Here is an 18662-nt window from a genome sequence, read left to right on the forward strand (position 1 = left end):
ATTTTTCCTTTTGTATGTCTTTCACGTTAACCAACAAGCTTCAAATTCGGCGATGCGAATGCGACAACCTATAACGGGTTTGCGTCAGGGGTAAAACAGACTCCGAAAAGTCCGCATCTGATTGCAGGTTTAGCCCATTGAAATTTGTGATAGTCTTAATGACTGTTTTCTCAAAAACACCACATTAAACATGAAAATATTCAGCAATTTCGAAAGCGGTAACATCCACGTCGTTAGCGCGAAAACGCCTAGCGATATTCAGCTCACTATCCCTGCGGATAACCAAACTGACTGCTCACAGTGGTTTCATTTCCGTTTGGAAAGCACATCGCCTGAGCTGCACCAATTTACGATTTCTAACTTGGCAAAATCTGCCTACACCGCAGGTTGGAAAGACTACGATGTCGTCGCGTCTTACGACCGCAACGAGTGGTTCCGCATTCCAGCAGAATTCGATGGTGATAACCTACGTTTCTCCGTGATCCCTGAAAGCGGTTCAATGTATTTCGCCTACTTCGCGCCTTACTCTTACGACCGTCACCAAGACCTTCTGCACAGCGCACAAACGCATTACGCGTGCCAGCTTGAAACGCTAGGCGCAACCTTGGATGGCAATGACATCAGCTTGTTGACCATTGGTGAGCCAGCGGAAGGTAAAAAGAACATTTGGATCATTGGTCGTCAGCACCCTGGCGAAACCATGGCTGAATGGCTGATTGAAGGCCTACTGCTTCGTCTGCTGGATGAAACCGATACCGTGGGCAAAACGCTGATCGACAACGCCGTGATCCGCGTTGTGCCAAACATGAACCCAGATGGCAGCATTCGTGGGCACCTTCGCCACAACGCCATTGGCGTGAACCTAAACCGTGAATGGCAAACCCCATCAGTCGAACGCAGCCCTGAAGTTTTCTACGTGCGTGAACGCATGCTAGAGACTGGCGTTGACATGTTCTTAGACATTCACGGTGACGAAGCCATTCCATACAACTTTGTTGCGGGCAGCGAAGGTATTCCTTCTTACAACGAAGAGATGGCAGCGCTTGAGAATCACTTCAAACAAGCACTGCTAACCATCACCCCTGAATTCCAAGATGAGTTTGGTTACCCGAAAGACGAGCCAGGCAAAGCTAACCTGACCGTGGGTTCGAACTGGGTAGCAGAGCAGTTTAAGTGCCTGTCTTACACCGTTGAGATGCCGTTTAAAGATCACATCAGCCATGCTGATGCGCTGTATGGCTGGTCTCCAGCGCGTAGTGCGGCATTTGGGCATGACATGCTTGCGGCCATTTTGGCAACGCACAGCAAGCTGTAATTACGCTATACGCGTTACGCATATGACGCAAAAAGCCCAAACCAAATGGTTTGGGCTTTTTTATGGGTCACGCTCTTTCGGTTTGGTTGACCTGTATTGACGGTTCACTCACGAGGTTTACTCTTGAGGCTTACGCTTTTTCCATACCGTAATCGGGTACATGATTTGCCCCAAAATGCTCTTTGGCAGCGGCTTGGTCGTGCCGTACTCCGCGGGCCAATGTTTACCCGGCATGTGCATGGTGCCGAACAGCCAATCAAACACCACCAAATGCGCGCTGTAGTTGGTATCAATCGCCGGTTTTTCCGAGCTGTGATGCCAATGGTGGAATTGCGGTGTCACGAAGATATATTTCAATACGCCAAAGTGAAGACGAGTATTGCAGTGAATCAGCACCGCTTGCAAGGCAGCAAAAGCCACGTAAGCATTCAGCGCCGCCTCTGAAGGGCCAAGCAGATACAGCGGTACCATGACCATGGCTCGCTCAGAAAAGATTTGCAGAAAATGACCACGAGACCCTGCCAACCAATCCAAGTTTTCCACCGAATGATGCACCGCATGCACAGGCCACAACGCTTTCACTTCATGGAATAAACGATGCTCCCAGTACAACACGAAATCAGCGGCGATAAGAATCAACGTAAACTGGACAATCACAGGTAGCGATTGAATGGTTTCCTGAAACGAAGGACTGACCGCCCAGCTAAAGTGGCTGACATGGTAGTTGGCGTAAATCAGAATCGCTGAAATGGCGAGGTGGTTGAAGCAGAAATACAGGAAATCCGTCTCCCACTCTTTGCGCAAAATCACCTGATTTTTGTACTTGGGTAACAGCTTTTCTAGCGTGACAAAAATGGCAGCAGAACCCAGAAACGCCAAAATCAGCCAGTCTACACCCAATGACAACGCCACGGGTTCAACTGGCCCCACCGGCACTGTGTATCCGCCTAACGCAAAAGCGATCAAAGTAAGAGAAATTCCTACGCAGCCTAAGCGGCGGCACTTTTTCAATAGGTGAGTCATCGCACCGAAAAACAAGGAGAAATACATGCCGTACTTCAACACATGTTGCAAGCTTTCCGCATCGTAGGTTTTACGCAGTTCAGTGGTCGTGAGGTAAGAAGGAAACAAATACGCTAACACAGCAAGCAGTGACAAGGCCCCCAGCATCACCGAAAGGTAACCACTAATTTTTCCGTCACCAACGCGAAACTGGCGCTGAGTGTCTAACTCGACCTGACGTTTCTGATAAGGATATGAAGGATCTTGCTTTGCCATGTGACCGTCCTTGAGTATTGTATTGCCGTTCGTTGATCATACAGTTGATGTACAGAGACTACGGCACTCACGGATGGACGTTAAGCCAATATTGCGAAGTAACAAAAAGCGCCACCTAAGGTGGCGCTATATAGCACTCATTTTCTCTTCGATCTTTTCCATCGATCTTTTCAATCGCTGCTTTCAATACGCAGTTAAAAGAGCCCAACAATATCCCCTTGGTCATCCAAGGAAATACTGAGTGCCGCTGGCTTTCTAGGCAACCCCGGCATGGTCATCACATCACCACAAATCGCCACAACAAAACCTGCACCAGCCATTAAACGAAGCTCACGCACTGGCAATATATGATCTGTTGGCGCACCAAGTAAGTGAGGATCAGATGAAAAACTATAAGGCGTCTTCGCAATACAAACCGGTAGTTCACCAAATCCTAACTGATGAATTTCATCCAATTGTTTTTGCGCGGCAATGTTAAATTGCACATCGCTCGCGCCATACAAGCGCGTTGCGATAGTCCGGATTTTTTCGTCGATAGGCATCGCATCGTCATACAGATGCGTCACCTCTGGCGAGCCTGCATCCAAGATGGCTTTTACACCTTCCGCCAAGGCCTTCGCCCCTTCACCACCTTCTGCCCAATGATTGGCTTCTTCAACGCCAGCGCCCAATGACAAACAAACTTCTTTGATGGCTGCCAACTCTTCCGGTGTATCGGTTGGGAATCGATTAATGGCAACCAATGGGTTTAGCCCAAACTGCTGCATGTTTTGAATGTGGCGTTTAAGATTGTCCGAGCCCGCTTTTACGGCATCGACATTGGCAGCATCGAGATCATTTTTCGCCACTCCACCCTGCATTTTCAACGCTCTAACAGTACATACCAGCACCGCAGCATCTGGTTTCAAGCCTGACAAGCGACACTTAATGTCGATAAATTTCTCTGCGCCAAGATCGGCACCAAAGCCTGCCTCTGTCACGACCACATCGGTTAAGCCCAATGCCGTGCGCGTTGCCATCACAGAGTTACAGCCGTGGGCAATGTTGGCAAATGGGCCGCCATGGATCAACGCTGGGTTGTGTTCCAGTGTTTGGATTAAGTTCGGTTGAATCGCTTCTTTCAACAGAACTGTCATTGCGCCATCCGCACCGAGTTCACGAGCGGTGACTGTTTTATTGTCGCGATCGCGTCCAATTATGATATTGCCCAGGCGGCGCTGGAGATCTTTGCGATCATCCGCCAAACAAAGGATCGCCATGATTTCTGAGGCCACCGTAATATCAAAACCTGATTCACGCGGCTGACCATGCGCTGGACCGCCTAACCCAATCAAGGTGTTACGAAGCGCGCGATCGTTCATGTCCATTACGCGACGCCATGAAATACGACGTGAATCCAAATTCAGCTCGTTACCCCAATGAATGTGATTGTCTATCAACGCGGCAAGCAAATTGTGTGCAGAAGTAATGGCATGGAAATCCCCTGTAAAGTGCAGGTTCAAATCTTCCATCGGGATCGCTTGTGCGCGACCACCACCCGCAGCCCCACCTTTCACACCAAAACACGGGCCAAGAGATGGCTCACGCAGACACACACTTGCACTGATGCCAATGGCATTCAGTGCATCGGTCAAGCCAATACTGGTGGTCGTCTTGCCTTCTCCCGCAGGGGTCGGTGTGATCGCGGTAACCAGTACCAGTTTGCCTTGCGGTTTACTCGCGTCAAGCTGCGCCAAATCGAGCTTAGCTTTGTAGTGTCCATAAGGGATCAGTGCGTGCGCAGCCACACCAAGTTTGCGCTGAGCGACTTCAAAAATCGGCCAAGGTTTGACGGCACGCGCGATTTCAATGTCCGGCGAGCCCGGAGGAGGTAACACTGTCATAGTTGATTCTGCCAGTACTTCGTTATTGTCATTATTGGTCATTTATACTCGAATCTGTACTCGAACTTCTTGTGAGTATGGGCTGTTTGCCTCGACTTGATATTCTTCATTTGCGACACTTTTTATTCTTTTTACTCACTCTTCGCTAGGATTTCGAAAGTTCCCGCCATCCAATATCAACGAAAGCAGGTATTTCTCTGGCAGTATTTTTTGAGGGCTCAAGTAGACCTTAAGCGGCAGCAAAATGGCTTGATACGGGTCAATGAAGCACCAAGGACAATGTCATTTATTCAACAATTCCCTTGGGTTGAACGTTAGGAGTTGAATATTTTCCCTCGAAGATATCTACTCAAGAGAAAGAGCAATACCCATCGACCAACACGGAGGACACACAATGCCGCGGATTTTATGCTTTGGTGATTCAAACACATGGGGATACAACCCTTCAAATGGCGAACGCTGGCCAGAAGGTGTTCGCTGGACATCTCGCCTTAAAACACATTTGAATGATCCAGTTGCAGACTCGGTTGCTTGGGAAGTGATGGAGGAAGGGCTAAATGGACGCACCACCATGTGGAAAGATCCTTTAAAGCCTTATCGAGACGGTAGCGCTGCGTTACCCATGTTATTACTCACTCATCGTCCTCTTGATTGGGTGGTTATCACACTCGGAACAAACGATCTCAAATCGCTCTACCCATCAGAACCCGCATGGATTGCGGAAGGTATTCGAAAACTGATTGGTCAAGTTCGTGCGTGTGACAACGCAGGACACAGGTCACCTCGTATTCTCGTTGTCTCTCCCGCACCAATGCATGACGACAATAAATGGAAAACCGGATTTACCAATGGTCGCCAAAAGTCTCTGCAACTGGCGAGTTTCTTTTCCGCTGTCGCGAAAGAGGAAGGTTGTCACTTTGTCGATGCAGCAGAAGCCTGCGAAGCCTCTCCCATTGATGGTTTACACATGGATGAGCAAGGTCACTCAGCTCTTGCCATTTTGCTCAACCAAACGCTGCGGAGCCTGCAAGGTTAAGCAAAATAGTGTGCTAGCGTCTGATCGTCGTCGCTTGCTGACGCGTAACGACTTACATTATCGATAACAATAAGCAGAACCCAGATGATTCGTCGTATATTCATTGCACTTTCTTTGTTGCTGTTAACAGCGTGCCAATCAATTCCTGAAGGCGTCACACCGGTGACAGAATTCGATGAGCAACGCTATCTTGGAAAATGGTACGAAATCGCCCGCCTAGACCACAGCTTTGAGCGCGATTTAAGCAATGTCACAGCAGAGTATTCTCTGCGCGAAGATGGCGGTATTCGCGTACTGAACCGCGGCTATAAAGCAGAAGATAAAGAATGGTCTGAGGCCGAAGGCCGTGCCTATTTTGTGGGTAATCGCGACACTGCGCACCTTGAAGTCTCCTTCTTTGGCCCTTTCTTTTCGTCGTATGTGGTTTTTGAATTGGGCGAGGAATACGACTATGCGTTCGTTTCTGGTTACAACACAGACTATTTATGGCTGCTCGCACGCACGCCCACGGTCTCTGATCAAGTGATGGCTGATTTCTTAGCCTTGGCAGAAGAAAAAGGCTTTAACTTCAACGAAATAATTTTCCCCGTCCAACAATGATTTTTGCGTGCATTCAGCGCGCTTTCACTTTTGTCTAAATAGCCTGATTATGATTAATTCAGGTTGTTTGGGCACATATTGAACGCAAGTCCCGAATTTTGCTTAATTTTCCCGCAAACACTGCTGCCTTAAAATAAACCACTAAACTTTGTCGTGGGTTTTTGCTTTAATGCCTTCGAATTAACAAAATAATCAATAATATGCCAATAACAACTGATACCCCTCAAATGCGAGAAACATTGTCTCGCTTAAATCAAGACGCTATTGCTTCTATCGATAGCGATGGCGACTGCAAGATCAAAGTGAGCGATCTTTCAACACTGCTCACCGCTTATAAAATTGAGCTCAACAAAAATCGCAGCTTAAAAAGAACGATAGCGAAAAACGCTCAGAACGCGGCGTAAATAACATTACTAGCGTTTTAGATCCCACGCTGACCTTCATTTTGTGCGAAAAGCGGGCTATCCAGCCCGCCTCTGAGTCAGACTCAAAGCCACACCTAACGTTTTTATATCTACAATCCTGCTCGATACTATTCCCATTCTTCATCTAGCCCGATGAATCCGTTCAATAACCTTGACCAAACTTAGGTTGTGGTGCTCACCGAGTTGCGCTCTAATTCCCCACTACGCAAAAGCACACATTTTATCGCCAAGGATTGCTCCCCCATGCTAAAAAAAGCCATACCCTTTATTTTCGTTCTGCTCTGGAGTACGGGCTTTGTCGGGGCAAAATTCGGACTTATTGATTCTAATGCCGCCACGTTTCTGCTGATCCGCATGGCACTGAATGTTTTGGTATTCATCGCAATTCTGCTGGTAATGAAACCGGTGATGCCAAAAGGCATGCAAATTGTTCATGCACTCGCATCAGGGATATTAATCCACGGATTTTATCTAGGAGGTGTATTTGCCGCCATTGACCATGGCATGCCAGCTGGCCTTTCATCTTTGTTAGTTGGGCTTCAACCCATTCTCACTGCGGTGATCGTCGTGAACACTTCTTCAGAGAGGCTCAATACCGCGCAATGGCTAGGACTCGCTGCCGGGATTATCGGTATTGCTTTTGTGGTTCAAGGAAAAATGAGTTGGGGAATCGATGCACAACCACTTTATGCTTACTTGTTTGTTGGCTCAGCCCTCCTTGGTATTACATTCGGGACTCTTTATCAAAAACACTTCTGTCAGGGGATGAATTTGGTGGCCTCTGCCATGTGGCAATATGTTGCGGCAACCATGGTGTTCTTACCGATTGTTTGGCTGATTGTGGGTGTGCAAGTGACATGGACACTGACCTTTTCCCTCACCATGCTATGGTCAGTACTTGTGCTGTCGGTAGTGGCGGTTTTGTTGTATCTCTACATGGTTGATCAAGGTGCAGCGTCAAAGGTTACGTCTTACATTTATCTGGTTCCGCCATTAGCCGCATTGCAAGGTTGGCTGTTTTTCGACGAAGCTTTTTCTGGTGCCACATTAATTGGCTTCGCATGTTGCGCGATGGCGGTGTATTTGGTGATGAAAGCGCCGAAATTATCGCTACGCTAATCTCTCATCAAGCTGATGATTATCATTCTACAAACAAAGGCTGCGTATCTATTCAATCGCAGCCTTTTTGATTTCACCTACCCATCGCCTTGTTGCAAGCTCCATAGCGCTTCATTTTCCCATTTGGATTCACCTCCTCTTCCTTCAATACCAAACCCATTTCCTGCTTAATTTGTAACCAGTCATTTCGTCTGGTATTTGAGCAATAATAAGTATTCATCAATTACCTACCCTCACCACATTAAATTAATTGACTTTTTATTCGTTTTTAACGACATTTTATGCCCCTTTTATATTGAGAATGATGGAATGTCTCAAACACACGTTCAAACCCAAGATGAGGTGGCAGGCCAAAAGAAATGGCAAATGCCTGACACCCTGATTTTGATTTTCATTGTGGGCCTTCTCGCTGCCGCTATGACTTACTTGATCCCTGTTGGTCAATTCGATAGCCAACAGGTTTCTTTCATGGTCGATGGCGCTGAAAAAAGCCGCACCGTCATCAATCCTGAATCTTTCCGTTTAGTCACTGATGAAAACGGTGACGTGGTTTACAACCAAGTCCAGTTTTTCGCGTCTGGCGGCGGCATTGGCTTGATGAACTTCCCATTTGAAGGTCTGGTATCAGGTTCCAAATGGGGTTCGGCGATTGGCGTGATCATGTTCATGTTGATCATCGGTGGTGCGTTTGGTGTGGTAATGCGCACAGGTACCATTGATAACGGCATTTTGAAGCTCATCGACAAGACCAAAGGCAGTGAAGCGCTGTTTATTCCAGTGTTGTTTTCACTGTTCTCACTCGGCGGCGCCGTGTTCGGTATGGGTGAAGAAGCGGTTGCGTTTGCCATTATTATCGCGCCTTTGATGGTTCGCCTTGGCTACGACGGTATTACCACAGTGATGGTGACCTACGTAGCGACACAAGTCGGTTTCGCCACTTCATGGATGAACCCATTTTCAGTGGCAATTGCACAAGGTATTGCTGGGGTTCCTGTTCTATCTGGCATGACATTCCGCATGGTGATGTGGGCAGCATTTACCCTCATTGGTATCGGCTTTACCATGATGTACGCCTCCAAAATCAAAGCCAATCCGCAAGCATCTTACAGCTTTGCCTCTGATGCTTACCTGAAAGACAAAGCGCAAGAAGAGAATGAAGCACGCTGGGGGTTTGGTGACACGCTGGTCATTCTAACCGTGCTAGCCACTACCATTTGGGTAGTGTGGGGTGTGGTCGCTCATGCTTGGTACATTCCAGAGATTGCTTCTCAGTTCTTTACCATGGGCTTTGTGGTGGCAATTATCGCCATGCTGTTCAAACTCAACAATATGACAGCAAATGATGTCGCCGATGCCTTTAAAGAAGGTGCGGGCATCATGCTGGCGCCTGCCCTATTGGTCGGTTTCGCGAAAGGCGTATTGCTGTTACTGGGTGGCGGCTCTGAAGACCCAAGCGTGCTAAACACCATCTTGCACAATGCAGGCAGTGCTATTAGTGAGCTTCCTTCTGCTGCTGCAGCTTGGTTGATGTACGTCTTCCAATCTGTGTTTAACTTCTTCGTGACTTCGGGATCAGGTCAGGCGGCTCTCACCATGCCGTTGTTGGCTCCGCTTTCTGATATTGCAGGCGTGTCTCGCCAAGTGGCCGTATTGGCGTTCCAATTGGGCGATGGCTTCACCAACATCATCGTACCGACGTCGGCATCTTTGATGGCAACATTGGGTGTTTGTCGCATTGATTGGGGCAACTGGGCCAAGTTCGTGTGGCGCTTTATGCTGTTGCTTTTTGTCATTGCAAGTGTCACGGTAGTAGGCGCGCACATGATGGGCTTTGCCTAAGTCAGCACCGCACTGAAGTAAAATGAGCACACTAGAAAGGCGAGATGATTATCTCGCCTTTTTTCAAATCGAATGTTATCTCGAACCACATAGAAGTATGGCGACACGCAGTATGACAACAATCATTGAAGGTAATCAAATCGACGGGCTGGCGGTGATCAGCGCATTGGATGTGACCACGCTGGAAGCTGGGCAGCACAAGTTCTGGTTTCGCGCTGCTACGAATGCGCTGGCGCAATCGCAACACCTGCCAGTTTGGGTATTCAAAGGTCAAAAAGCCGGAAAGAAAATCGTTATCACAGCCGGCGTGCATGGCGATGAGTACAACGGCGTATTAACAGCACAAGCCATAGCACGCTCGCTACAAGATCATGACATCGCAGGGTGTATTACCATCATCCCAACGGTGAACCTTACAGGCATGCTTAACCACAGTCGTGACTTCTTTTCTGCAGACCCTGATGTGTCTTGTGGCAACCTCAACCGTCACTTCCCTGGTAACGCCAACGGCAACGAACCTCAGCGGTATTTGTACACGATATGGCACAAGCTACTCATGCCCAATGCAGAGTTAGCCATAGATCTTCATACCCAAACATCAGGCACGGCATATCCCTTATATGCGTTCGCAGATTATCGCCTTGATGATGCCCTTCAAATGGCACGCTTGATGAACCCTGATGCGATTTTGGATGACCCCGGCGATCCTGGGATACTTGAAACGGTGTGGAATCAAAACCACATCCCAAGCATTACTGTTGAAATTGGAGTAGGGCGTTACACCGACACAGCGATGATTGCCCGCACAGTCACTGGCGCGATGAACATTTTCAAACACTATGACGCAATCGATGGGATGCCTGAACCTATCGAAAAAGCCATTGAAAGCGCTCGTGTCACCACACTAAAAGCCGTTCAAGGTGGTTTCATTTTACCGCAAGTTTCACTGTTACAACATGTAGAAACAGACCAACTCTTAGCGATTCAATACGATAGCTTCGGTGAAGAAGTGCATCACTACCGAGCACCTGAGTCAGCGGTAGTATTGAGCATTAATGTGGAATCCATGCGTGCGGCAGGCTCCATGACCATTCGATTGATTCATCCCGAATAGCGCATGATAAATGACGGAAGACAGTTTGCTGCTCTTTTGTCGAATTGACATGCAAATTAGGAAAACCGTGTATGGATATGCGCGGTTTTCTTTTATCCATCTAAAAAAAAGCCACTAATATATTGATAAATTAGCGTTAATTTTCTAGACAGCTCATGGCACGCACTTTGCTCTACCATAAAGTAATCAGAGTATAAGAGTGCTGTTAATGCAACTACTTCGCTGGATAAGCGATCAGCAAAACATGCTGCTAGTGCGGCTCAGAACCCATTTCGTTCACGCGACCGCGTTATTTGTCGCGCTGACGTGTGTGGTATGGCTGATCATTCCGCACCCCATTATCCCATTAGTTGTCGGTCTACTTCCCTTATCACTGCTGATCACCCTTTCACAACCTGTCCTGCTTGGACTCCTATTTATCGCTTTCTCGTTTTTTCGCCTTCACGAAGCCTTTGCCCCTTTGTATTCCTTAAAGATTCCTCTCATGTTGTCTTTAGGCACTCTTACAACGTTAGCGTGGCATATTGGACTGAGCGGCAAAATCAAAATGTTCCACAGCAAAGAGCTCAACAGTTTTTATGTCTTCTTGGCACTCGTCACCATCGGCATTCCCCTTTCAGGTAATACGGGTGAAGCGTTTGCTTACTACAAGAACATCTACATCAAAATCGGCATCATGACGCCAGCACTTGCTTGGTTATTGTGCCATGAAAGACACTATCGAAATGCGTTGATTATGATTGTCGCATCAGGCTTATCCGTTGCCATGGTGACCATTTTCAACAAGGTGAATGGCATTGGCATGGTGGAAGAAACGCGCGTCACCGTGGGTCGAGAATTGGGTTCGGTATTGGGCGATCCTAATGATTTGGCGCTTGTGCTTTTGTTCCCTTTTTCATTTGCAGTGAGTATCACCATCACGTCAGGTTTGCCCAAAAAAGCCCGCTTTATTGGCTTAGTGACTGCCATTGCGCTGTTCGTTGCCATTATTGGCACACAAAGCCGAGGTGGCATACTCGGCATACTCTCAGCGTTAGGCACAATTGGTTGGCGTCGCGTTAAGTCCAAAGCCTTGTTGTTCGGCGTCGGTGGCCTATTGTGCTTAATATTGTTTATGGTCGCGGGTATCAGTGGACGTAAGTCTGGTGGTGCCGCAGAAGATGGGTTGGATGAATCAGCAAAAGGGCGCTTATATGCTTGGGAAGCGGCCTTTTTCATGGCTGTCGACAACCCTTTCTCGGGCGTTGGGCTAAATAATTTTTACTTTAATTACTTCTATTACTCGCCACATTGGGATGGACTAAACCATGCGGTTCACAGTACATGGTTTGGCGTACTGGGTGAAACAGGTTTCTTGGGTCTTGCCGCTTTCTTAACCATGACGTTCATTGTGTTCCGGTCAGCGCAAAAAACCGTCCAAATAGTAACGAGTAATCCCCAAGCATATCCCCCAGTAGTGCGCTGTATTTCAGAAGGTTTGTTCTCAGGCATGATTGCGTTTTGTGTGTCAGGCACCTTCCTTACACAAGGTTTCACTTGGCCTATCTATATTTTGCTTTCATTGACCGCTTCCGTCGCCCATTACGTCAAAGTGAACGAAGCGGCATTGGCGGCGAAGAACCACTGCAATTCTGACGAACAATCAGAAGGTGACGCTAACAGTGACAAAGCGCCTGAGCCCAGCCCTAATAGTAACGCCAGTTCCCGCTAGCCAACATCAGATAAAACATCCCCCTGTTCCTTACCTCGTGCTACACAACTCGCTCCATCAGCCGTGTTGAACTATAAGCGTCAGTTTCTGGCAGGTTGGCAAGCTAAGTGCATAGATAACAAACAACGGCTGTAACGCACTAAAAAGTCTTTCAGCTAGCTGAAATTCTCATTATGACATTCATCTTCACCGTCATATTGAGAGCGAAAATGAAACTAAACCATCACGCCAAAGGAGGAAATGGCATGAAGAACGTATCACTTTGGGTGAAATACATTGTGTCTGTCATCGTGCTTACCGCAGGGATCAGCTACCTCGCAGGAAATGCCGCCAGGCAGATAGAGCGCAACTATCTTGAAAGCCGGATGGACATGCAAATTCGTGCGAACTTCTCTGCGTTAATCTCTGCATTGTCAGAAGATATAACAACGCAAGAATCAGGGATCTTGAATCAGAAGTTACAGTTAATGGCTAAACACTATCCCGACCTTTGCTACGTCTCCATCGTCACCAACGACGGTTTAGAAATAGGGCAATGGGGTGACAAGCCACACGACAACAACCCCATGGCATTGAACTTCGTCAATCCCGTCAGCATCGACGATAAGCACATAGGACTCATGCAAATATCTATGAGCAAAAAACAAATGCTTCAAGATATCGCACTGCATGGTCAGCAAATTCGTTACTTTTCAGCCGCGGCGGTTTTAATTCTCAGCTCACTGGTTGTCGTTGTCTCTCATTTCCTCGTGTTCAGGCCATTAGCGCGTGTTTCCCGCCGATTGCAAAGCCTGTCAAACAGTCATGATCATCAAGCCTCTACTTACAACGAGATGACGCGTTTGCATCTCTGTGTCGACGAGTTGGACAAACATATTCAAGAGCAACAACAACGAGAGCTTGAGCTTAGTGAGGCCAGAGAAGCCGCCGAGGCTGCCAACATTGCCAAATCCCAGTTTATTGCCACCATGAGCCATGAAATTAGAACCCCGATGAATGCGATTCTGGGCGCCGTAGACATACTCAAAGAAGAATCATTACCGCCACATTGTAAGGTACTGACCACCATGGCGGATGATTCAGCTAACCTGCTGTTAAACCAACTAAACGATATTTTGGATTACTCCAAATTGGATATTGGTTCCCTCGATGTAAGACGCGAAGAATTTGATGTGGCTGAATTGGGTGAGCATGTACTTTCAATGTTTGAGAAAAATGCCGCGGCAAAAAACATTTCGTTAATTTTTGATGAACGATTAAACCATCGCATCATCGCAGATACTGACAAAGGCAAGCTCTCTCAAGTACTCACCAATATTATCGGAAATGCCCTCAAGTTCACGCAAGAAGGCGAAATAGAATTAACCATGAGCCATGCCTACCCTTCAGGCTTAAAACTGCAAATTTGTGATTCAGGAATAGGTATCGCACCCATCGACCAAGAAGCAATATTCGAACCTTTCACCCAGAAAGACCCCACATTCTCTCGAACCTATGGGGGGGTAGGAATGGGACTTGCCATCTCTAAGCGTCTTGTAGAATTGCTTGGTGGCGAGTTGGTCCTTGAAAGTCGGGTAAATGTTGGCAGTGAATTCACCATTACCTTGCCTTGTGACATGCAATACCCAGAGCAGTCTTCTATCAAAGAGATACCGAAGAAAGTGTTCAAGACAGAAAAGCCCGGCAATATTCTGTTGGTTGAAGACAACCCCGCCAATCAACTCGTTGCTCGTACCATGCTGGAGAGTGCCGGATTTATCGTCTCAACGGCGTGTAATGGACAAGAAGCCATCGATGCTATCGAGAATTCACATTATGAGCTGATTCTGATGGACCTACAGATGCCTGAAATGGATGGTTTTACCGCGTGTGAGACGATTCGTCATCTCAACGAACAAGGGCGAACTATGCCCATACTCGCCATGACTGCAAACGTAACCGCTCACGATAGAAATAAATGTAGGCAGGTTGGTATGGACGATTTTCTGGCCAAGCCCGTCAACAAACACACAATGATCGAAGCGATAACTAACTGGATGGGACGAAAACATATCAGTTTCAACGCATAACGCAGATTTTTGCCTCAAGCCCAAGTCGCTTTTTGAAGAAACCCCACTATCTTTAATAGTGGACGAGCGGTTCATTATTGATACAAGCGAAATCAATCTCTTACCATTAGATAGCGCGAAAGTGAATATACGAGAAACACTGCTGAGGTGTTTCTCATATTCATTGTCAGAATGAGAAACTGCCTGTCCACTCATGAAGATAAAACCATATTTCATTGTTTTATATGAATATATTTACTTGGCATAGATTTCGCTTGGTACAGATAGTCATACAGGAGAGGCACTACATCATGCAAATCGAACGCATTGAACAATCTAACGATTCTCTGCTCATCCTCATCCATGGCGATATGGATGCACAAGGATGCAGTGAGCTTCAACCTGAATTAGATGAACTGGTGAACGTAGAATCGCTCACAGACATTACCCTCAACCTTGGTCAAGTAGACTTCCTCGACAGCTCGGGCATCGGCGCCATCGTATTTCTCTTCAAAAGACTCAAAGCAAATGGCAAAACGTTAGCACTCACCCATGTACATGGCCAACCTCTTGAAATCATAAACTTATTACGTATCAACAGTGCGATATCTGTAGAGACTGCACCAAACGCGAGTTAAACGGAATTCTACCCAGTAGGGGAATTGTCATGAGAAAACTCTCAACGCTCATCGTCATCACTGCACTGAGTTCAGGCTGTTCGATGTTTCCCGATGACGGCCAGGGCGGTATGGCTGAGCACCATTATTCTGCACTCTCTCCTGTATTAGCCGATCAACCTATCGGTCCGGAACATGGCTTACGCTTTGAATGGGAGTTATCAGCACGTCACTTAGATGTTTTGGTGTTAGAAGGTGCTGAACTGTGTTTTCCAGCCACTGTCTATCAAGCACGCCGTATGCAGGCTCGCATTGTACGAGAGTTGCATGGCGGACTGGAGTTTGATGCAGCTAACGACCTGATTATTCAACGTGCAGCACTCGAAAGATTGGAAAAACAGTTAGATGCCGTCGTTAAAAGTGGGGCTTGCACGCCAAATGGTACGGGCCAATATGCCTCTGCCTCGCAACTTGCTGAAGAGATCTATGCCCTACTGAATATCGACAACCAATTCGCATTCAACTCCCCCGAAGTTAACCCCAAATACATGGGCCACTTAGCGGAAGCCGCTCACTTGTTACGCGACTTACCCCAATATTCCCTGCACATCACTGGACACACAGACTCAATTGGCAATCAAAGAGCCAACAAGGCGCTTTCCCTTGCGCGAGCAAACCAAGTAAAACGATATTTACAGATATTCGGCATTGCTCCTTCTCGCCTCACTGTCGCTGCTGTCGGTTCAACTGACCCTCTTTTTGACGGCAGTGAACCACAAGAGCGCTTGGTGAATCGGCGCGTATCCATTGAATTGATTGAAGTACCGACGCGCCCTCTCTCGCAAGGAGCCGTCAAATGAAGCATGCACTGACTCTCATCCTGCTTTCGGCGTTGATTTTTGCCAATACGGTAAAAGCGCAGTCGGAAGAATATCGCGTACAAATCGGCGATTTGGTAGCAATTATGTTACCTGGTGAGGTCATGCTGAACAAAGAATTCCAAATTGACCGCCAAGGGCGTTTGTCCCTCCCCGAAGTGGGCATGGTTCAAGCCGCAGGGATGACAGAAGAAGTACTGGCTAGCGCTGTGAAAGATACCCTCAGTGAAGTCATCCGCGACCTCTCATCGCTACAAGTTTATGTTAGTAAACGCCAACTCATCGTTACCATCCAAGGTTACGTAGCGGAACCTGGTGAGTTTACCCTTCCCAACGAAGCGTCCATTCAAATGGCACTCTATGCGGCGGGTGGGCTCCGTCCAGGCGCTCAACTCGATAAGTTTCAGTTACGACGGGGCGACGAAGTGCGCACCTTTGACTACAAAAAATTTCTCGACTCAGGGAATGACAGCCTGTTACCGACCTTGAACTCACTAGATACCTTATTTATCCCAGCGTCGCCCATGATTGGCAACGTTGAACAGAGCTTCGACCCTTCAAAACTCGCCGATTCTGGGGATGCCGCTGAAGACAGAAAAGCCATCAAAGTATTTGGCGAGGTAATACGTCCAGGCAGTTTCTCCGCCAAGGAAGAGAACAACTTGGTCGACTTGCTCATGCGGTCTGGGGGAGTGACACGCTTCGCAGCCGTCGAACAGATCCGCGTTATTTCTAAGAGCGAGCCACGTATCTTTAACCTCAAGCAATATTTGGACTCAGGCGATGAAGGCCTATTGCCAAACATTGTTGAAGGTTCAACCATTTTTGTTCCTAAGCAAGAGGAAGAAATTAAAACCGGTTCTAACACTGTCTATGTGATGGGGGAAGTCGCCAAACCTGGCGCTTATGAAAGTAAAGAAGAAGCAACATTTATTGATATTCTTGCCAATGCAGGCGGGCCAACCCGTTTTGCGGAAAGTCGCCAGATCCGAATTATCAGAGCCAATGGAGACACCGTAGGGTTTGACTTGACCCTCTTCTCAGAAGGCAAACTATCAGGACCTCTGCCACTCGTCGCTCCCGGAGATGCGATTTTTGTTCCCGAAAAACTCGACCTCAACGAGAAGTCATGGCTAAAAGTTTCACCAGACAGAGCCGTTCGCGTGTTCGGCGAAGTCGTAAGACCCAGCCGTATTGAGTGGTCTTCTGAAATGTCACTCCTTGATTTGCTGGCTCACGTTGGCGGGCCAACCTCTCGCGCTGACACCAGTAAAATCGAAATCGTGACGCCAGTAACTGCCAATAGATCAAAAGTCTATACATTCAACCTCGACACCTTCATTCGTGATGGCTTGGCAGACACAGAATTACCCCCGATTAAAGCGGGTTCAACCGTTCGCGTTCATGACTTACCTGATGATCCAGTTGATAACAAAGCCAAATGGATTCGACAAAGTTCAGACACATCGATTTATGTTTTTGGCCAAGTCGGCGCTCCGGGTCGTTATAAATTTACCGAAGAAATGCACTTTCTCGATATTCTTTCTGCCGCTGATGGTCCAACCGCTCAGGCAGATTTACACAATATTCGTATCACACACCTTGATGGCAATGTTGCTCGAGTCAGTAAACTGAATCTGGCACTCTTCTTTGAAACTGGCGATTCAACCCTCTTGCCTGAGGTCAATATTGGCGACACCATCTACATACCAGAAAAAGACCGAAATTGGCTCGATCTGTCAAAAGAAAACACCATTCGCGTGCTAGGAGCCGTGAATAAACCTGGGCGCTACACTTTCGATGACCATATGACAATTCTCGATCTTCTCGCAGAGGCTGGCGGCCCAAGTAACAACGCCTATATCGAGCGAATTACCGTAGTCAATGTGTCCTGCTGCCGAGATCAAGCAAAAACCTTCAACTTATCTGAATTTAGCCGCACTGCGCGATTCCAAGACCTTCCTGTATTGCGTGTGGGTGACACGGTTTACGTGCCCACGAAAGAAGAAAGTACTGCAGAAAAAATTCGTCAAGGGATCACTGATATCTTCCAACTGGCAGGGATTGCCGCACTGATAGGATTACTCTAATGAATATTCCTCCGTGGAACGTAGAAGTAGAGCGGATTTACTTTCAGGTTGTCCGCAACAATTACAAAACCCTAGCGTTGACAGCGACAGAGTCAGGGGAAGGTGTCACATCACTCGCGAGCGCCATCGCACACCGCTCTTTGCTGGCCGGTAAGTCCACCTTGGTCGTGGACTTGAACCTATATCATCCGAGCCTTGAAAGTCAGGGGATGACTGTCACGACCTATGACAATCATCAACTTCCAAGCCCTGAGCTCGTCGGTGTCACAGGAGACAATACATACTTCACAGGAATCATTGCCCCTTCGAAGCGAGAGACCATCATGGAATTGCGCCGTCCAGGCTCATTGGAAGAGTATGTGAAACAATGGCACGAGGACTTTGATCTGATCATTTTTGACACGTCACCCATCTCACGACTCAATGCGAACAACATACCGCCTGAGCGTGTTGCCGCGGCTGCAGATGGAACGATCATGGTCGTTATGACAGGGCAAACCACCGAAGCGCAAGCATCAGAATCTGTTAAAAAGCTCAACGATGCGGGTGCACACATCCTTGGCTGTGTACTGAATGATAAAAACAACCCTTCACTCAAAGTCGAAATTTTGCGCGAAATAGGCCGTATTTCGAAACGTATGCCATGGCTCGCAGGCCGACTCAGAAAAGCCATTTTAAAAAGCCATTTATTGTCATTGGAGATCTAATT

15 protein-coding genes are annotated in these 18662 nt (G+C 47.5%); 13 read left to right on the top strand and 2 right to left on the bottom strand.

From position 1 onward, the window contains the following. Positions 1-190: 190 nt before the first annotated feature. Positions 191-1315 (top strand): M14 family metallopeptidase, encoded by a 1125-nt coding sequence (locus tag L4D06_RS20080; protein ID WP_274165512.1) that lies wholly within the window; start codon positions 191-193, stop codon positions 1313-1315. Between the two features lie 117 nt (positions 1316-1432). On the opposite strand, the gene L4D06_RS20085 is transcribed toward L4D06_RS20080, so the two are convergent. Then, the gene (locus L4D06_RS20085) at positions 1433-2593 is read right to left on the bottom strand and encodes a sterol desaturase family protein (protein ID WP_274165511.1); all 1161 of its coding nucleotides are present in this window, start codon (positions 2591-2593) and stop codon (positions 1433-1435) included. A gap of 194 nt (positions 2594-2787) precedes the next feature. Continuing rightward, positions 2788-4476, bottom strand: coding sequence for a formate--tetrahydrofolate ligase (locus L4D06_RS20090; protein ID WP_429741007.1), 1689 nt, complete (start codon positions 4474-4476; stop codon positions 2788-2790). A 394-nt stretch (positions 4477-4870) separates the two neighbouring features. Between L4D06_RS20090 and L4D06_RS20095 the strand changes: the two genes are divergently transcribed. The 12 genes from L4D06_RS20095 to L4D06_RS20150 all read left to right on the top strand — a co-directional run bounded on the left by L4D06_RS20095 (position 4871) and on the right by L4D06_RS20150 (position 18660). After that, positions 4871-5512, top strand: a complete 642-nt coding sequence (locus L4D06_RS20095) for an SGNH/GDSL hydrolase family protein (RefSeq protein ID WP_274165510.1) — start codon at positions 4871-4873, stop codon at positions 5510-5512. 84 nt (positions 5513-5596) lie between these two features. Next, positions 5597-6112 (top strand): lipocalin family protein, encoded by a 516-nt coding sequence (locus tag L4D06_RS20100; RefSeq protein ID WP_429740930.1) that lies wholly within the window; start codon positions 5597-5599, stop codon positions 6110-6112. Between the two features lie 200 nt (positions 6113-6312). Then, positions 6313-6516 carry a hypothetical protein gene (locus L4D06_RS20105; RefSeq protein WP_274165508.1) on the top strand — a complete coding sequence of 68 codons (204 nt, stop codon included), beginning with the start codon at positions 6313-6315 and terminating at the stop codon, positions 6514-6516. A 264-nt stretch (positions 6517-6780) separates the two neighbouring features. Continuing rightward, positions 6781-7656 carry a DMT family transporter gene (locus L4D06_RS20110; RefSeq protein WP_274165507.1) on the top strand — a complete coding sequence of 292 codons (876 nt, stop codon included), beginning with the start codon at positions 6781-6783 and terminating at the stop codon, positions 7654-7656. A gap of 309 nt (positions 7657-7965) precedes the next feature. Then, a complete protein-coding gene (gene yfcC, locus L4D06_RS20115; protein ID WP_274165506.1) occupies positions 7966-9495 on the top strand; it encodes a putative basic amino acid antiporter YfcC in 1530 nt (509 codons plus the stop codon). Positions 9496-9592: 97 nt separating this feature from the next. Beyond that, complete coding sequence (locus L4D06_RS20120) at positions 9593-10609, top strand: succinylglutamate desuccinylase/aspartoacylase family protein (RefSeq protein ID WP_429741009.1); 1017 nt, start codon at positions 9593-9595, stop codon at positions 10607-10609. Positions 10610-10817: 208 nt separating this feature from the next. Beyond that, on the top strand, positions 10818-12320 hold the full coding sequence (locus L4D06_RS20125; RefSeq protein ID WP_429740933.1) for an O-antigen ligase family protein: 1503 nt from the start codon (positions 10818-10820) through the stop codon (positions 12318-12320). 245 nt (positions 12321-12565) lie between these two features. Beyond that, positions 12566-14389 (top strand): hybrid sensor histidine kinase/response regulator, encoded by a 1824-nt coding sequence (locus L4D06_RS20130; protein WP_429740935.1) that lies wholly within the window; start codon positions 12566-12568, stop codon positions 14387-14389. A 290-nt stretch (positions 14390-14679) separates the two neighbouring features. After that, a complete protein-coding gene (locus L4D06_RS20135) occupies positions 14680-15006 on the top strand; it encodes an STAS domain-containing protein (RefSeq protein WP_274165503.1) in 327 nt (108 codons plus the stop codon). A gap of 29 nt (positions 15007-15035) precedes the next feature. Beyond that, entirely contained in the window at positions 15036-15845 is an 810-nt protein-coding gene (locus L4D06_RS20140; RefSeq protein WP_274165502.1) for an OmpA family protein, read from the top strand. Next, entirely contained in the window at positions 15842-17953 is a 2112-nt protein-coding gene (locus L4D06_RS20145; protein WP_429740937.1) for an SLBB domain-containing protein, read from the top strand. Before L4D06_RS20140 ends, L4D06_RS20145 begins: the two co-directional genes overlap by 4 nt. Beyond that, on the top strand, positions 17953-18660 hold the full coding sequence (locus tag L4D06_RS20150) for a CpsD/CapB family tyrosine-protein kinase (protein WP_274165500.1): 708 nt from the start codon (positions 17953-17955) through the stop codon (positions 18658-18660). The genes L4D06_RS20145 and L4D06_RS20150 overlap by 1 nt, the downstream gene beginning before the upstream one ends. Positions 18661-18662: the final 2 nt, after the last annotated feature.

The sequence above is a fragment of the Enterovibrio makurazakiensis genome (assembly GCF_050336585.1).
Lineage (GTDB): Bacteria > Pseudomonadota > Gammaproteobacteria > Enterobacterales > Vibrionaceae > Enterovibrio > Enterovibrio gelatinilyticus.

Coding starts and splice junctions, on each gene's coding strand:
- L4D06_RS20080 (WP_274165512.1), top strand. CDS start 191: ATGAAAATATTCAGCAATTTCGAAAGCGGTAACATCCACGTCGTTAGC.
- L4D06_RS20085 (WP_274165511.1), bottom strand. CDS start 2,593: ATGGCAAAGCAAGATCCTTCATATCCTTATCAGAAACGTCAGGTCGAG.
- L4D06_RS20090 (WP_429741007.1), bottom strand. CDS start 4,476: ATGACAGTGTTACCTCCTCCGGGCTCGCCGGACATTGAAATCGCGCGT.
- L4D06_RS20095 (WP_274165510.1), top strand. CDS start 4,871: ATGCCGCGGATTTTATGCTTTGGTGATTCAAACACATGGGGATACAAC.
- L4D06_RS20100 (WP_429740930.1), top strand. CDS start 5,597: ATGATTCGTCGTATATTCATTGCACTTTCTTTGTTGCTGTTAACAGCG.
- L4D06_RS20105 (WP_274165508.1), top strand. CDS start 6,313: ATGCCAATAACAACTGATACCCCTCAAATGCGAGAAACATTGTCTCGC.
- L4D06_RS20110 (WP_274165507.1), top strand. CDS start 6,781: ATGCTAAAAAAAGCCATACCCTTTATTTTCGTTCTGCTCTGGAGTACG.
- yfcC (WP_274165506.1), top strand. CDS start 7,966: ATGTCTCAAACACACGTTCAAACCCAAGATGAGGTGGCAGGCCAAAAG.
- L4D06_RS20120 (WP_429741009.1), top strand. CDS start 9,593: ATGGCGACACGCAGTATGACAACAATCATTGAAGGTAATCAAATCGAC.
- L4D06_RS20125 (WP_429740933.1), top strand. CDS start 10,818: ATGCAACTACTTCGCTGGATAAGCGATCAGCAAAACATGCTGCTAGTG.
- L4D06_RS20130 (WP_429740935.1), top strand. CDS start 12,566: ATGAAGAACGTATCACTTTGGGTGAAATACATTGTGTCTGTCATCGTG.
- L4D06_RS20135 (WP_274165503.1), top strand. CDS start 14,680: ATGCAAATCGAACGCATTGAACAATCTAACGATTCTCTGCTCATCCTC.
- L4D06_RS20140 (WP_274165502.1), top strand. CDS start 15,036: ATGAGAAAACTCTCAACGCTCATCGTCATCACTGCACTGAGTTCAGGC.
- L4D06_RS20145 (WP_429740937.1), top strand. CDS start 15,842: ATGAAGCATGCACTGACTCTCATCCTGCTTTCGGCGTTGATTTTTGCC.
- L4D06_RS20150 (WP_274165500.1), top strand. CDS start 17,953: ATGAATATTCCTCCGTGGAACGTAGAAGTAGAGCGGATTTACTTTCAG.